Annotated in this window: 11 protein-coding genes; 3 read left to right on the top strand and 8 right to left on the bottom strand. The window is 71.4% G+C overall.

From position 1 onward, the window contains the following. Positions 1–4 precede the first annotated feature (4 nt). The 4 genes from UIS43_RS24240 to UIS43_RS24225 all read right to left on the bottom strand — a co-directional run bounded on the left by UIS43_RS24240 (position 5) and on the right by UIS43_RS24225 (position 6,406). Complete coding sequence (locus tag UIS43_RS24240; RefSeq protein ID WP_013151589.1) at positions 5–2,182, bottom strand: ABC transporter ATP-binding protein; 2,178 nt, start codon at positions 2,180–2,182, stop codon at positions 5–7. Positions 2,183–2,196: 14 nt separating this feature from the next. Beyond that, positions 2,197–3,108 carry an ABC transporter permease gene (locus UIS43_RS24235; protein WP_013151588.1) on the bottom strand — a complete coding sequence of 304 codons (912 nt, stop codon included), beginning with the start codon at positions 3,106–3,108 and terminating at the stop codon, positions 2,197–2,199. Positions 3,109–3,178: 70 nt separating this feature from the next. Then, on the bottom strand, positions 3,179–4,159 hold the full coding sequence (locus tag UIS43_RS24230) for an ABC transporter permease (protein ID WP_041552264.1): 981 nt from the start codon (positions 4,157–4,159) through the stop codon (positions 3,179–3,181). 597 nt (positions 4,160–4,756) lie between these two features. After that, positions 4,757–6,406 carry a glycosyltransferase gene (locus UIS43_RS24225; protein ID WP_071621453.1) on the bottom strand — a complete coding sequence of 550 codons (1,650 nt, stop codon included), beginning with the start codon at positions 6,404–6,406 and terminating at the stop codon, positions 4,757–4,759. A 682-nt stretch (positions 6,407–7,088) separates the two neighbouring features. On the opposite strand from UIS43_RS24225, the gene UIS43_RS24220 reads away from it, so the two are divergent. Then, complete coding sequence (locus UIS43_RS24220) at positions 7,089–7,571, top strand: ATP-binding protein (RefSeq protein ID WP_071621452.1); 483 nt, start codon at positions 7,089–7,091, stop codon at positions 7,569–7,571. A 132-nt stretch (positions 7,572–7,703) separates the two neighbouring features. Here the strand turns inward: UIS43_RS24220 and UIS43_RS24215 are convergent, their stop codons facing one another. Continuing rightward, complete coding sequence (locus UIS43_RS24215) at positions 7,704–7,874, bottom strand: hypothetical protein (RefSeq protein ID WP_013151584.1); 171 nt, start codon at positions 7,872–7,874, stop codon at positions 7,704–7,706. A 318-nt stretch (positions 7,875–8,192) separates the two neighbouring features. Between UIS43_RS24215 and UIS43_RS24210 the strand changes: the two genes are divergently transcribed. Both UIS43_RS24210 and UIS43_RS24205 read left to right on the top strand, forming a co-directional pair. Beyond that, positions 8,193–9,014, top strand: coding sequence for a HEAT repeat domain-containing protein (locus UIS43_RS24210; protein ID WP_370011798.1), 822 nt, complete (start codon positions 8,193–8,195; stop codon positions 9,012–9,014). Beyond that, positions 9,011–9,454, top strand: a complete 444-nt coding sequence (locus UIS43_RS24205) for a hypothetical protein (RefSeq protein ID WP_232832977.1) — start codon at positions 9,011–9,013, stop codon at positions 9,452–9,454. Before UIS43_RS24210 ends, UIS43_RS24205 begins: the two co-directional genes overlap by 4 nt. A gap of 122 nt (positions 9,455–9,576) precedes the next feature. Here the strand turns inward: UIS43_RS24205 and UIS43_RS24200 are convergent, their stop codons facing one another. From UIS43_RS24200 to UIS43_RS24190, 3 genes are all read right to left on the bottom strand, one after another. Continuing rightward, on the bottom strand, positions 9,577–10,434 hold the full coding sequence (locus UIS43_RS24200; RefSeq protein ID WP_358455748.1) for a SigB/SigF/SigG family RNA polymerase sigma factor: 858 nt from the start codon (positions 10,432–10,434) through the stop codon (positions 9,577–9,579). A 496-nt stretch (positions 10,435–10,930) separates the two neighbouring features. Beyond that, entirely contained in the window at positions 10,931–14,134 is a 3,204-nt protein-coding gene (locus UIS43_RS24195) for an efflux RND transporter permease subunit (RefSeq protein WP_013151581.1), read from the bottom strand. A 670-nt stretch (positions 14,135–14,804) separates the two neighbouring features. Beyond that, positions 14,805–15,134: a helix-turn-helix transcriptional regulator gene (locus UIS43_RS24190; protein ID WP_019606728.1), complete on the bottom strand. Its 330-nt coding sequence runs from the start codon at positions 15,132–15,134 to the stop codon at positions 14,805–14,807. Between the last annotated feature and the right edge of the window lie 47 nt (positions 15,135–15,181).

The raw sequence follows: 15,181 nt of genomic DNA, 5'->3' as shown, positions 1-15,181 counted from the left end.
CCTCCTAGCGCTCCGCGAAGTGGCAGGCTGCCGCCTGGTCACCGTCGTTCACGGCGAGGACCTGGGGCTCGACGGTCCTGCACTGCTCCCGGTCGGCCTCGGGGAGCAGGGCGAACTTCTGGCACCTGGTCCGGAACCGGCATCCCGAGGGGGGGTTGGCGGGGCTGGGCAGGTCGCCGTCCAGGACGATGTGCGTGCGCGCGCGCTCCTTCTCCGGGTCGGGGATCGGGATGGCGGACAGCAGCGCCTGGGTGTAGGGGTGGGAGGGTCTGGAGTAGACCGAGCGGGTGTCGCCGATCTCCACGATCCGGCCCAGGTACATGACCGCGACGCGGTCGGCGATGTGCCGGACCACGGACAGGTCGTGCGCCACGAACAGGTAGGACAGGCCCAGCCGGGCCTGGAGCTCCTGGAGGAGGTTGACCACGCCCGCCTGGATGGACACGTCCAGGGCCGAGACCGGCTCGTCCAGCACCAGCAGCCGGGGCTCCAGGGCCAGGGCCCGGGCGATGCCGATGCGCTGGCGCTGGCCGCCGGAGAACTCGGCGGGGAAGCGGGTGACGTGCTCGGTGTTGAGGCCCACCAGGTCGATCAGCTCGTACACCCGGCGGGTGACCTCGTCCACGCTCCTGCCGTGGGTGCGCAGGGGCTCGGCGATGATGTCGAACACCGTCATGCGCGGGTCGAGCGAGCTCATCGGGTCCTGGAAGACGATCTGCATGTCCCGGCGCAGCGCGAACCGGTCGGCCCGGCCCAGGGTGGCGACGTCGCGGCCCATGACGGAGATGGAGCCGCGCTGGGGCCTGGCCAGGTCCATGATCTCCATGAGGGTGGAGGACTTGCCGCAGCCGGACTCGCCGACCAGGGCGAGGGTCTCCCCCTCGCGGATGTCGAAGTCGATGCCGTCGACCGCGTACACCGAGCCGACCCGGCGTTTGAACACCGCGCCCTTGGTGAGCGGGTGGTGCTTGACCAGGTCCCGCACCCGCAGCATCTCCGCGCGGTCCGCGCGGTCCACCGCGGAGGCCGGGGAGTCGGGGATCTCCGGCACCGGGTAGATGTCCTGGGCGGTCCACCCCCGGTCGGTGATCTCCCCGGAGCGGACGCACGCCACCCGCTGGGCGTCGGCCTCCCCCGCGTCGGGTCGCGCCGCGGCCCCGCCCGCACGGATCCGCCCGCCCGAGGGCTGGGCGCCGATCGTGAGGAGTTCGGGCTCGGCCGCGTCGCACTCGGGCCGGGCCAGGGGGCAGCGCGGCGCGAAGGGGCATCCGGGCGGCAGGTCCGACAGCGACGGCGGGGTGCCCTTGATGGGGACGAGGGCGCCCTGGTGCTCCAGGTCCATGCGGGGGACGGCGCCGAGCAGGCCCATGGTGTAGGGCATCCTGCTGCGGTAGTAGATGTCGTCCACGCGGCCGGTCTCCACCGGGCGGCCCGCGTACATGACCAGGACCCGGTCGACGAAACCGGCGACGACGCCGAGGTCGTGGGTGATCATCACGATGGCCGCGCCGGTCTCCTCGCGGGCGGTGCGCAGCAGGTCGAGGATCTGCGCCTGGATGGTGACGTCCAGGGCCGTGGTGGGCTCGTCGCAGATGATGACGTCGGGGTCGTTGGCCATCGCCATGGCGATCATGACGCGCTGGCGCATGCCGCCGGAGAACTCGTGCGGGAAGGAGCGGTAGCGCTGCTCGGCGTTGGGGATGCCGACGAGTTCGAGCAGCTCCACCGCGCGGGCGCGGGCCCTGGCCTTGGGGGTGGAGGGGTCGTGGACCAGGACGGCCTCGGCGAGCTGGTCGCCGACCGTGTACACGGGGGTGAGCCCGGACAGCGGGTCCTGGAAGACCATGGAGATGACCTTGCCGCGCTTGCGGGCCATGGCGCGGTCGTCCAGGCCCAGGATCTCCTCGCCGTGCAGGCGCACGGAGCCGGTGATCCGGGCGTGGTCGGGCAGCAGCCCCATGGCGGCCATCGAGGAGACGGACTTGCCGGAGCCGGACTCGCCCACGATGCCCAGGACCTCGCCGCGGCGGACGGAGTAGCTGACTCCGCGCACGGCGCGCACGTCGGGGTTGCCGTTGAGTCCGCCGAAGGTGACGGTGAGGTCGGTGACCTCCAGGACCGGGGTGTCGCCGAGGGGTGCCGCGCTGGCGGCTTCGGTGGTCGCGACGGTGTCGGTGCTCATATGTGTGCCTCCCCCTAGGACCGGCGCGACTTGGACTGCGGGTCGAGGGCGTCGCGCAGCCCGTCCCCGATCATGTTGACGGCGAGCACCATCAGCACCAACAGGACCGTGGGGAACGCGAACATCCACGGAGCGGTGGTGGAGAAGGACGACCCTTCGGCGATGACCATGCCGAGGCTGATGTCGGGCGACTGCACGCCCAGGCCGAAGTAGCTCAGGGCGGTCTCGCCGATGATGGCGGTGCTGACCGTGATCGTGGCGTCCGCGATGAGCAGGGACGACATGTTGGGCAGGATGTGGCGCAGGATGATCTTGTACGGGGGCACTCCCATGAACCGCGCCGCGTGGATGTACTCGCGTTCGCGCAGGGAGATGCTCAGACCACGGACCATTTTGGAGGTGACCATCCAGCTGAACGCCGCCAGGAGGATGACCAGGACGAACCAGCCGCCTTGGCCGACGAAGTGCCTGGACAGGATCGCCAGGATGACGAAGTTGGGCAGAACCAGGGCCAGGTCGGCGACCCACATCAGGGCGCGGTCCGTCACACCGCCGAAGTAACCGGCGAATGCGCCGACGAGGGCGGCCATACACGTGGAGGCCACGGCGACCAGCAGTCCGATGAGAAGCGACTTCTGCAGGCCGGCGGTGGCCTGGGTGAAGATGTCCTGGCCGGTGCGGTTGGTCCCCATCCAGTGTTCGGCGGAAGGCGCCTCGAGTGTGGCCCCGAAGTCACGCTGACCCACCTCCCAGCCGCTGATGTGAGGGCCGACGAAGGCGAAGACCGCCAGCAGCACGAGCATGACGAAACCGACGATGACCCGCCGGGTACCCATGAGCTGGCGTACAACGTCCTTGAACCGGTTGGGCGCCGGGGGCATGGTCGGCGCCTTGCCGTGCCCCGTGCTCTTCTCGATCGTGCTCATGGCGTGGTCTCCAGCCGAACTGGCGCGGTCGTGCGCGGTGGAACGTTGCGGGCGGTGGCGAGGGACACGGTCACACCCGCACCCTCGGGTCCAGCCAGGCGTAGAGGATGTCCGAGAGGAAGGAGGCGGCCATGATCGTGATCGCCATGAACCAGGAGACGGCCGCGACCACGTGGACGTCGTGGCGGAAGATGGAGTCGATCAGCCACGCGCCCATGCCGTGCCAGCCGTAGATCTTCTCGGTGAAGGTGGCCCCTGACACGAGGGCGCCGAAGGTGAAGGTGAAGTAGGTGATGGTGGGGATCAGCGCGGTGCGCAGTGCGTGTTTGAACAGCGCCTTCCGGCGTGTGAGCCCTTTGGCCATGGCGGTGCGCACGAAGTCGGCGTTGAGCACGTCCAGCATCATGTTGCGCTGGTAGCGCGCGAACGAGGCGAAGAGCGCGACGGCCAGCACGATCGTGGGCAGGATCGCGTGGTGGACGCGGTTGAGCAGCAGCTCCCACCACGTTCCGTCGAAGCCCGCCGCGTACTCACCGGAGTAGCGCAGCAGCTGGAAACCCAGTCCGTCGTTGATCGTGACGGCGAGCACCTGGACCACGATCGCGATGACGACCGTGGGCACCGACAGCACGAAGAAGGAGGCCGCCGTGGCCGCCTTGTCGAAGCGCCGGTACTGGCGCACGGCGGCGTAGGCGCCCACCGCGATGCCGATCACGCTGCCGAGGACGGTGGCGACGGTGATCAGGCGCAGGGTCACGCCCGCCTTCATCCACATCTGGTCGGTGACGTCGCCGCCCTGGATGGTCTTGCCGAAGTCGCCCTGGACCACACCGCCGAGCCAGGTGACGTACCGCTCGGCGAGCGGCGCCTGGTCGTTGAGGTTGAGCGCGTCCAGTTGGGCGTTGACCGCCTCCGGCGTCGGCGGCGGCTGCATCTGCTCGAAGTAGCCGCGCGGATAGAGGTTCGTCGCGGCGAGCAGGTAGGCGAAACTCGTCGCGAGAAAGATCAGCACGACGTAGTTCAGCAGCCGCCTGGCCAGGAACTTGCCCAAAACCATCTCCGAACCTCACAGCCGAGCCCGGCACTCGTCCTGTTGTGCGCGGTCGTTACTGGGGGCGCCCGTGGCCGGGGGTCCGAAGCACCAGGAGGACGATGCCATCGGTGGATGGCGTCGTTAAGCCTTCGCGATCCCACGGCCACCGGCGGGGGTTGCTCCCGGTGACTGCCGAAACACACTTGCGCCCGGTTCACGTTCCGTGACCGGAATGTCAAGAGTCTGCGATGAGCTAGACACTCGACGGTAAACACTGCATCAAGAAAAGACAACAGTGCCCAATTGAGCACCCGATTGCAGTCGATTTGTCAAGTTTCACACGTTCTGCAATGAAATAACTCTGTACAGTAATCGACAACTGGCGCGAGCTGGGGAAACACACCCCGCAAGCCCCGTGGGCACGCCTCCGGCGGCCTGACATTCGGACATACGACCCCAGAAGCGTCGCTCAACGGTAATCTAGCGCAGCATGGTCGAAACCCCCCTCCCCCGGGTCCGGGTACCACCACAGGACGGTTTCACGAAAGGCGCGGAAGTGCTCGGAGAACACCCGTGGTCCGCCCGGAAGGGTCGCCCCTCCCCGCCCCGGAGGTGTTAAGCCCGGCTCACGGCAGCCGTTGAGCCGTCCTTGGTCCCCCGCGCACGACGCGTCCCGCCGGTGCGCTCCGGCGGGACCGTGCCGGTCGCGGCCAGGGGCACGAGCCGGGGCACCAGGGGCGCGGGCGAACCCGACCGCGCGATCCCCCACCAGGTGCCCAGGGAACGCGCCGCGTCGCCCGCCATCCCCAGGGCCGTCCAGGTCACCGGACCGGCCAGGGCGGCGCCCCTGCCCCGGTGCCAGGCCGCCACGTGCGGCACGACCAGGGCCGCTCCCGCGGCCAGGGCGGCGACGCGGCCCGCGCGTCCCCCGGCACCGCCTCGCCGCGCTGACCGGCCTCGACCCGCGAGCGGGCCCGAGGCGGTCGGACCGGACACGCCCGGTGCCCCACGGCCGCGCCGTCCGAGCGCCGCCGCGCCCACCGCCGCCGCGGCCAGCGGCCACCAGGCCGTGCGGACCGCGCGCGTGCCCGTGCGCACGGTGTGCGCGAGGTCCAGCCCGGCCAGCCGCACCGCCTCGGGCAGCGGGGTGCCCGCTCCCGCCACGAGGGCGCCCGTCACCGCCGCGCCGCCCAGCGCACCGGCCGCCAGGGCGGCGCCGGGCCGTCCCGCGAACAACAGCGCGAGTCCGACCGCACCCGGCCAGGACAGCGCGGGGCCGGCCGCGTGCGCGCCCCGGCGGCGGGCCAGGGGACCGGCGACCGCCCCGGAGGTGAAGCAGGCGCGCAGGTACGCGCCCAGGTCGGTGGTCGGCGGTGCCCACACCCTGGAACGGGGCTCGTAGCGCACCGACCAGCCCTGTTCGGCGAGCCGCCACAACAGGTCGAGCCCGGCGGCGGCGCCGAGGCCGGGGTCGAGGCCGGCGGCACCGCGGCGCAGTACCAGGACGGGGACCGGCCGCAGCGGGTCGGTGTGCTCGTTGGCGGGGCCCGGGCGCTCCTGCCAGGGCAGAGCGTGCCCCCAGGGCAGGACGGGGGCGGGGTCGGCGCCCCGGTCCGCGCCCGTCCGGCGGGCGGCGACGGAGGCCACGGTCATCCGCGTGTGGCCCAGGCAGGCGGAGCGGTCGGTCAGGACCCGGGGCACCACGGCCGCCACGTCCGGGTCGGCGAAGTGGCCGAGCGCGGTCTCCAGCCACCCCGGGGCGGGACGGGTGCCCGCCTCGACCAGGGCCACGAACTCGGCGGAGCACGCGCGCAGCGCCGCCGCCCGGGCCCCGGCTCCCCCGGCCGGGCCGGGGACGACGCGGGCGCCCCGGCGGCGGGCCGCCCGGGCTTCGGGCCCGGTGGCGCCCACGACCACGGTCCGTGTCCCGTGGCCGTGCTCGTCGAGGTGGTCCAGGGTGGCGTGCAGCGCGGCGGAGTCGGCCCGCCCGACGACGGCCACCTCGACCGTGTCCCCCGGGGCGAGGGGCAGGGGGCGGGGGTGGGCGAGGCCCGCCCTGATGAGGCCGCGTGCGAACAGGCCCTCGTCCGCGTCCCGCGGCACCGCCCGGCTCAGCCAGCGGATCAGCGCGCTGACCCGCTCCGGGCCGAGGCGCACCGCCCGCGGCGGGCTACCGCCGAGGAGCACGTGCCCCTCGTCGGCCAGGCGCGCCGCGCGGTCGATCTCGATGCCGAGACCGGGAGGCAGGGGCGTGCGGGAGGGCATGTCCACACCCTGACCGGTCGAACACAAGCGCGCAAGACCGTGGGAGGCACAAAGTTTCCGAGAGCTTGACCTAATCGTTATCCATGCTCACAGGCCCCACCAGTTCCGAAACACGGCCCATATCCGTTCCCGACCACCCCCGCGATCCGACCGAACGGGCCCTTTTTCCAGCTCAGCCGGGGTTATCCTGGCCAAGCCAGGTCAGCTGGGTTTCCGGGGAGGCACGGAGCGTATGCTAAGCGCGAATACGCCCTTCAGTGTCGTAGGGCACATCCGCCACCCGACATGACCCACCGTCCCGGCCCGCTCCCAGGCCCCACCACCGCCTCGGAGGAAGTCTCGCGGCTTCCCTCCTCCCTCCTGTCGCCGCCCTTGCGCGTGACGCGTGGCACACCGACGCACCCCTCCCTGTCCCAGGGGGTCCGGGCCCGTGTGACCACCCCGCGCCGTGACCCGTTCCACGGGCACGGACGCCTTCGAGGGCCCGGCACTCCCGTTGCCATGCCCGCCGCGAACACACGTCCTCGGGGAGTGAACCCTCATGTGTGACACCGCAGCACCCCACAGTCCCCCCGTCGCGCTTCACACCCACGACCCCACCCCCGGGGCCGCCTCCCCTCAGCCGGACGCACTCCAGGTCCCGGTGTCTTCGTCCCGTCCCTTTCAACGTCCGGCGAGTTCCATGGAAGAGCGCACCCCGTACAGCACAGAGACCGCCTCCAGACCGGCGCGGCGGCGCTTCCCCGGCCTGCCGAGCCAGATCGCCTACGCGAGGAGGTTCGTCGCCCGGCAGCTGGTCGCCTCACCGGAGCTGACCACGGCGACGCTGCTCACCAGCGAGTTGGCCACCAACGCCATCACGCACAGCGCCTCGGGCCGGGCCACCGGCAAGTTCGAGGTCTGTGTCCACCTGGCGCCCGGATGGGCGCGGGTGGAGGTGCGGGACCTGGGCAACGTGGCCGAGACGCCCGAGCCCCAGCACCGGGACCCCTACGACACCACCGAGCACGGTCGGGGCCTGGACCTGGTCGAGGCGCTCTCCAGCAAGTGGGGCACCGAGCCCCGCGGTGACGGGATGGGGCGCAAGGTCTGGTTCGAGCTGGTGTGGGACCGCGACCGCGACACCTCGGCGGAGGACGCCGACGAGGCCGTCCTCTCCGACTGACCCGGTACGCGGGTCACCGCCCGCGCCGTGGGCGGGCCCACTCCCCCGGACACGGAGCGAAGCGGAGCGGAGCCCCTGAGCACGGGCCGCTCGGAGCCGCGCCGGTACGCCGCCGCGTCCGGGAGAGCGCGCCTACTCCTCGGCGCCGGCCCTCGGGGGCGCCGCCGCACCGCCGTCCTGGCCGGGCGCGGGCAGTCGGTAGCGCTCGTAGAGTTCGCGCGCGTAGTCCTTGGCCTCCTGCGACGGTTCCTCGCCCAGCTCGTCGCGGACCAGGTCGTCGAGGCTCTTGTTCGTTTCGTCCATGTGACGCAGCCTGCCTGGAGTGCGCGGATAGCACAAATCGCCGCTCCGGTGACGCAGCGCCAAGGGCCCGAACGCCCCAACTGTAGGGGTTTGCGGAGCGAAACCCAACCCGAGCCGCGCATAACGCCCGAAGAGGGCCCCGTCGGCTCCCCCGCGGTCCCCTGCCGCCTCCGGTCGTTTCGCGACCCCCGCGATGGCGGGGTGATGGCAGAATCCCCGGGGGTTGAGGATCCGGCTTCGACCCCGCGCAGCGCCACCGGGGGTCACCGGCTTCCTCACCCCGTGGAAGGGCCCGACGACCCATGGTGTACTGACGACATGACCGAGGATGTCGACAGCCTGATCGAAGACCTGGAACTGTGGCGGACCCGCGAAGGCCGGCCCAGCCACCGGGACATGGCGATCGCCGAACTCCAGCGGAGAAGCCCGCACGTCGTTCCCGCGCTCATCGAGCGGTTGCAGGCGCTGCTCGCGTCCTCGCGCCGCCCCCGTGACCACCACGGTGTTCCCGACCGCGCGAGGTATGACCGGGAGTCCCTCGATCTGCGCCAGGGGCTGCTCCAAGCTCTGGCGCGGATCGGCGACGAACGCGCCACCGCCGTGCTCATCGCCGCGCTGGACGACGACGCCTGCGTCCCCTACGCCGCGGCCGCTCTGCGTCAGACGCCCGACGACCAGGCGGTGGAGCCCCTGCTGGACGCCCTGGCCCGCATGCTGCCCAACGGGACGATGGTCGACGACCTCATCGACACGCTCATGGTCCACGGCGTCTCACCCGAACACGCCCAAGCGCGCTGGCGCACCGAGCCCAGCCCGCGGGGGCGCGCCAACCTGATGAGGCTGCTGGCCGGGCACGGCGACGTCCCGGTGCCGGTTCTCCTCGAAGCCGCCCGGGACCCGTTCCACGAGGTGCGGTGGGCCTCGATCGAGGGCGTGCTCCGTGTGTGGCGGGCCGACGGCCACGATCCCGACCCGGCCTGGACCGAGATACTGCTCTTTCTGGCGGTCGACGGGGAGAAGTCCGTCGGCTGGCGGGCCGTCGACGCCCTGGAGCAGATGGAGCGGGGCCAGCGGGCGGAACCCGACACGTACCCCGACCTCGCCACCCGCGTTCTCACCCCCCGCTTCTGGCCTCGGTGATCGGGCTGGCTCTTCGCTCGCCGGGGGTGTTCGGCGGACAGCTGGACGCGCGGCTGGCGAATCTGGTCTCGGCCCGCCCCGACGGCCTCCAGGCCGTCCGGGGGCTGATCGGGCTCCGTCCGCCGACCGACGTCCTCCGGGCGGCCCTGGACATGCTGCCGCCGTTGGGCGCCGACACGCGCAACCCGGGGCGGGCGATGCGCATGCTCCACAGGCTGCTGTCCCATCCCGACAGCGGCGTCCGCGAGGACGCGGCATCGGCGCTGCGCCGCGGGGACCTGCTGTTCCCCTTGCTGGTCAGCGGTGACAAGGACACCCGCGAGACAGCCAGGAGCGCTTATGCGCAGATCACCACCGACGGCTACGCCGACCGCCTGGACCGCTACGTCTCGGCGCTGCCGCTGCGCACCCGCATGAGGTACCGGGGCGTCCGCCGCTGAGGGGCGCCGCGCCCGATGATGAGCAGCAGGACGATGCGCTGCTCCCGCTTCCCACCCCGGGCCCGCGAAGGGTGGTCCCCCGCCGTCCGGAGGAGGGGCCCCGCGGCCCCCTCCGGAAGACCTCAGGAGCGGTCCGGTCCGGCCGCGCCGACCTCCTCGCGCAGCTGTTCCAGCACCCCCGACAGCAGCCGGGACACGTGCATCTGGGAGTACCCCAACCGGTCCGCGATCTCGGACTGGGTGTGGTCCCCGAAGAACCGCAGCCGCAGGATCTCCCGCTCGCGGGCGGGCAGGCGCCCCAGCGCGGGCTTGAGCGACTCGCGCTCCACCACCCGGTCCAGCGCCGCGTCCTCACAGCCCAGGTGGTCCTCCAGGCGCGTGCCCTCCTGCCCCTCGGAATCGGAGGAGTCGGGCGCGTCCAGGGACAGCGACCGGTAGGACTCCGAGACCTGTGTCAGCTCGCTGACCTCGGCCTCGGGCAGCCCCATCTCGTGGGCCAGCTCCGCGATCGTGGGCGTGCGCGCGTGCCGCTGCTGGAACTCGCTCGTGACCCGGCGCAGCTTCACCCGGTTCTCCTGGTGGCGGCGCGGCACCCGCACCGCCCAGGTGTGGTCGCGGAAGTGCCGCTTGATCTCCCCCGTCACCGTGGGCAGCAGGTAGGAGATGAAGGGCTTGCCGCGGGCCGGGTCGTAACCGCGCACGGCCTTGGCCAACCCCACCATCGCGGTCTGCTTCAGGTCCTCCAGCGGCTCGCCGCGCCCCCCGTAGCGGCGCGCGATCTTGTTGATCAACGGCTGGTAGAGGACCATGACCCGTTCACGCAGCCCGTTGGCCTGCGGGTCCCCCTCCCCCAGCCTCACGAGTACGGACAGCAGCTCCTCCGCCGTGGCGTCCTCGTCGGGCATCGGCCTGCGCGGCCTGGGGATGACGGTCGTGTGGTCTGCGGCGGCCTGGGACTTCGGTGCGGTGTTCTCGGACAAGAGAGGACCCCCCGGTGCTCTGTCCTTCTGTGCTTGTGTCGCCTGTCAGCACCTGCGGCGCGGCCCTCGCTCCTGACGCGCTGTCGGGAGCTCTCGTCGGGCGGGGTACGGTCGCCGTGCGGGGAGTACGTTCCCTCAGAAACGCCTTCAAAAGCGACGGGGCGAAAAAAGTTGTCGCGCGACAAATATCTTTCGATCCCCGTGTGGTCACTCTCCGCACACGGAGGCGGGCGCTGCACTCCGCCCTTCCACACCCGCAGACCCACGGGACACGGCGACCGCACCCTTCCCGCCCGGCGGGCCGGGCGCGGATACCACGCCACTACCGCCAAGTCGTCCCATGAAACACTTTTGCCGAATTTTTCATGATCGAACTCAAGTTCGCACCGTCGTAGCCGGTCGATACTCCGCCGGAGCGAGGCCGACCCGCCCGGACAACGGCGAGGGGCGCCCCGCGCCGTGCGCGGAGCGCCCCCGAACCGGGAACGGCCTGGGATCAGCCGACCGGCTCCTTGGTGCGCTCGGTCCCGGCGACCGCGGCCTTACGCTCCCTGCGCAGCTCGCGGCGCGCCTGCCTGCGGGCCGCACCGCGCTGCCTGCCCCACTCCACCAACTGGTAGAGGACGGGGACCAGGATCAGCGTGAGCACGGTGGAGGACAGCAGACCGCCGATCACCACGATCGCCAGCGGCGCGGAGATGAACGCCCCGCCGCCGGTGATGCCCAGGGCCATCGGGGTCAGCGCCGCGACGGTCGCGAGCGCCGTCATCAGGATGGGCCGCAGACGGTGCCGGGCACCCTCCACGATCGCCTCCCTGAGCGGCATCCCGTTGTTCTGGTTCTGGTTGATCAGGTCCATCAGGACGATGGCGTTGGTGATCACCACACCGATGAGCATCAGCATGCCGACCATGCCCGCCACACCCAGCGGGGTGCCGGTGACCAGCAGCAGCCCCAGCGAACCGGTGATCGCGAACGGCACCGAGATCAGGAGCATCAGCGGCTGGAGCAGGCTCTTGAAGGTCGCCACCATGATCAGGTAGCAGATGACGATCGCGGCGACCATCGCCAGCATCAGCTGCGCGAAGCCCTCGCTCTGGTCCTGGCTGACGCCGCCCAGGGTCGCGGTGGCGCCCTCGGGCAGGTCCATGGTGTCCAGGGCCTGCGTGATCTCGGCGCTGACCGCGCCCAGGTCGGAACCGGTGGCGCTCGCCGACACGGTGGCGCTGGTGATGCCGTCGATCCGTGTGAGCTCCGGCGGCTGCTGCACCTCCGCCACCTCGGCGACGTCGGACAGCGGGACCGCCTGGCCGCTCGGGCCCGTGACGGGCAGGTCCTCCAGCTCGGCCACGGTCTGGGGCGCCTCGTCGACGCGGACCACCATGTCGCGGCGCGTGTCGTCGAGGGTGACGCTTCCGACGTTCTGTCCGTTGAAGGCGGCGGTGACCTGCTGGCCGATCATGGCCTCGGTCATGCCCCGCTCGGCGGCCTCCTCGCCGTCGACGCGGACCTCCAGGGCGGGCTGGGACTCGGAGATGCTGTTGGCGACGTCGTCGGCGCCGTCGATGCCGCGCAGCTCCTCCTCGACCATCCCGGCCGCCTCGACCAGGGTGTCCTGGTCGTCGGCGCTGACCCGCACCTCGATGCCCGAACCGCCCATGGCGGCCATGGCGCTCAGGCGCGGCTCGTACTCGGTGTCCAGGTCCTCCAGGGCCGTGCGCAGCACCTCGCGGTTGCGGGCCTGGTCGGTGTCGGGGTCCGCGGTGATGCTGTAGTCCACCTGGGCAGCACCGCCGCCGCCAAACATGGCGGCCATACCGCCGCCGCCGACGTTGGTCTGGTAGGACTCCACCCAGGCGTAGCCGGCGAGGAGGTCCTCGACCTTGGCCGCCTCCTCGTCGGCGACCTCCAGGGACGTGCCCGGGGGCAGCTCCTGGACGACCTGGTAGGTGTTCTCCTCGGACTGGCCCATCCAGTCGGTCTCGATGCCGCCGGCCATGAAGACCGTGCCGACGAAGATCGCGACGCTGGCGAGGAGCGTGGTGATCGTGGCGGTCCTGCGCTTGGTGGTGATCCAGCGGATGATCGGCAGGTAGGCGCGCTGGAGCGGGCTGCGCATCTCCCGCTCGTACTCCTCGCGCTCGATCTCCTCCTGGGTGGCGTCCCCGATCTCCTTGGGGCGCATGAACCAGTAGCACAGCACCGGGATGAGGGTGATGGAGACGATCAGGGAGGCGGCCAGGGCCAGGCTGGCGGTGACCGCGAACGGCAGGAACAGCTCGCCGACCTGGCCGCCGACGAAGGCCAGCGGCAGGAACACGGCGATGGTCGCGAGCGTGGAGGAGACCACGGCGGCGGCGACCTCGCGCACGCCCTGCTTGACCGCGGCCATCCGCTCCTTGCCGTAGTCCAGGTGCCTGCGGATGTTCTCCAGGACCACGATGGAGTCGTCCACCACACGTCCGATGGAGATGGTGATGGCGGCGAGGGTGAGCATGTTCAGCGAGAAGTCGAACGCCTGCATGCCCAGGAACCCGATCAGCACCGAGACCGGGATCGACACCGCGATCACCAGGGTGGAGCGGATCGAGAACAGGAAGACCAGGATGACGATCACGGCGGCGAGCAGGCCCATGCCGCCCTCTTCGAGCATCGCGATGATGGACTCGTTGATGTAGGGGGCCTGGTCGAAGACCACGCTGATGTCGATGTCCTCGCCCAGGACGTCGGCCTGCTCGTCCAGGACCGCCTGGACTCCCTCGGAGACCTCGACGGTGTTGCCGTCGGGGGTCTTCATGACCATGACGCCGATACTCGGGTCACCGTTGACGCGCGCCAGACTGGCGGCCTCGTCCTGGACGAGTTCGACGTCGGCGACCTCGGAGAGCCGGACCGGGTCGGCAGGAGCGGCCGGGGGCGCGCCGGGCGCCGCGGCGGACATGTCCGCGCCCGCGGCGGCGGGCTGGAGCCAGACCTCCTCGACCTGCTCGATCGAGGTGAACTGGTCACCGGTGGTCACGCTCAGGCTGCGGCCGTCGGACTCGACGTCCCCGCCCGGCTGGAGCAGGCCGCTGGACTGCAGGGCGTCCACGAGGCTCTGCGGGGACAGGCCGTTGGCGGCGAGTTCGTCCTCGTCCGGCGTGACGACCACGTCGGACTCCACCGCGCCGGTGATCGTCGCCGAGCGCACGCCCTCGACGGACTCCAGCTCGGGGATGAGGTGGGTCTCCAGCGGGTCGACCATGGCCTGGTCGTCGCCGTCCCCGGCGCCCGCCGCGAGCATCACGACCGGCATCATGTCCGTGCTGAAGGACATGACGCTGGTGTCGACGCCCTCGGGGAGCATGCCCGCGACCTGGTCGACGGCGATCTGGGTCTGGCGGACGAGGTCGTCCTGGTCCTGGCCGTAGTCGAACTCGACCGTGACCTGGGAGGAGCCGGTGCTGGAGGTCGAGGTGACCGTGGTGACGCCCGGGACGCTCTGGACGGCCTGTTCCAGCGGCTCGGTGACCTGGCTCTCCACCACCTGGGGGGCGGCCCCCTGGTAGGTGCCGGAGACCATCACCATCGGCAGGGACATGTCGGGGAAGAGCTCGCGTTTGGCCGACGCCGCTGCGAGGACTCCGAAGAAGAGGACTGCCAGGGTGATGAGCAGGACCAGTGCCCGGTTGCCGAGCGACATGACCGCGGCGCGGTTCATACCTGGGTCCCTTCCACGCTGGTGGCAGCGGTCCCCGTCCGGGGGAGACCCGCGGCGCGGGCCCTTGCGGCCGATCTGGACATGAGAGGTTCTCGCTCCTAGTTCACTGCGGACACGGGGCGGGCCGTGATGTGTGGGTCGTCGAGCGCGTGTACGCGCCGGGGCAGCACACGGTCGTCCGCCGGTGCTGGGACCGGGATCGAAGGTGTGGTGACAGGGGTGCCGGTGTCTGGCTGCCGGGTGCGGGACGGCCGTGTCGGCCGCCTCTCCCGGGCCTCGTGCACCTGCCGGGCGCACTACTCACCATACGTCGCGTTATATCGGGACTTGGGGCTTCCCCCGCACGATTCAGGGAAGTCTCAGGGAAGCGTCAGCCTTCTGTCAGGGTCCGTTTCTGACCAAAGTAGGTGTCCTCATCCGTAAGTCGGAGTCGGACGGGATGAAATGCGGCTTCCTGTGGCCGCACAGGGGGCGCGCCCTGTAACGGACATCACGGTGGCAACTTCCGGCCAACCGGAAAACGGACCCGGACACGCGGAACGCGGAGGCACCGGGGGTGACGAGGCGGGCGCGGCGGGGAGCCGGGCGCCCGGCCCGCGACGGCGGGAAGCCCGCGCGCCGGGCACGCGCACCGGGCCGGTCACCGCCGGCGCCCCCGCGGCGGCGGCGCTCAGGCGGACCGGGGCTCCCCGGGGGCCTCGTGCGGCTGGGCGGTCCCCCACACCACGCGCAGGAGGTCCTCCAGGGCGTGGGCCAGGGAGTCGTCCACGAGCGCGTAGCTGACCTGGCGCCCGCGCGCGGAGGTGCTCACCAGGCCGCAGTCGCGCAGACAGGCGAGGTGGTTGGAGACGTTCTGGCGGGTGAGCCCCAGTTGGTCGGCGAGTCCGGCGGGGTAGTGGGGACCGTCGAGGAGCGCCAGCAGGAGGCGGCAGCGGGTGGGGTCGGACAGGGCGCGTCCGAGCCGCTGGATGGCGGACAGGCGCTGCTCGGAGGTCAACATGAAAACCATTGTACATGGCTTGCTGTATAGACAGCGCAGGCTGTATA

It is taken from the genome of Nocardiopsis sp. LDBS0036 (assembly GCF_041228755.1).
Classification (GTDB): domain Bacteria; phylum Actinomycetota; class Actinomycetes; order Streptosporangiales; family Streptosporangiaceae; genus Nocardiopsis; species Nocardiopsis dassonvillei.
Note: the sequence above shows the minus strand (reverse complement) of the source record. Positions and strands in the feature narration are given on the sequence as shown.

Coding starts and splice junctions, on each gene's coding strand:
- UIS43_RS24240 (WP_013151589.1), bottom strand. CDS start 2,182: ATGAGCACCGACACCGTCGCGACCACCGAAGCCGCCAGCGCGGCACCC.
- UIS43_RS24190 (WP_019606728.1), bottom strand. CDS start 15,134: ATGTTGACCTCCGAGCAGCGCCTGTCCGCCATCCAGCGGCTCGGACGC.
- UIS43_RS24220 (WP_071621452.1), top strand. CDS start 7,089: ATGGAAGAGCGCACCCCGTACAGCACAGAGACCGCCTCCAGACCGGCG.
- UIS43_RS24235 (WP_013151588.1), bottom strand. CDS start 3,108: ATGAGCACGATCGAGAAGAGCACGGGGCACGGCAAGGCGCCGACCATG.
- UIS43_RS24225 (WP_071621453.1), bottom strand. CDS start 6,406: ATGCCCTCCCGCACGCCCCTGCCTCCCGGTCTCGGCATCGAGATCGAC.
- UIS43_RS24210 (WP_370011798.1), top strand. CDS start 8,193: ATGACCGAGGATGTCGACAGCCTGATCGAAGACCTGGAACTGTGGCGG.
- UIS43_RS24215 (WP_013151584.1), bottom strand. CDS start 7,874: ATGGACGAAACGAACAAGAGCCTCGACGACCTGGTCCGCGACGAGCTG.
- UIS43_RS24195 (WP_013151581.1), bottom strand. CDS start 14,134: ATGAACCGCGCCGCGGTCATGTCGCTCGGCAACCGGGCACTGGTCCTG.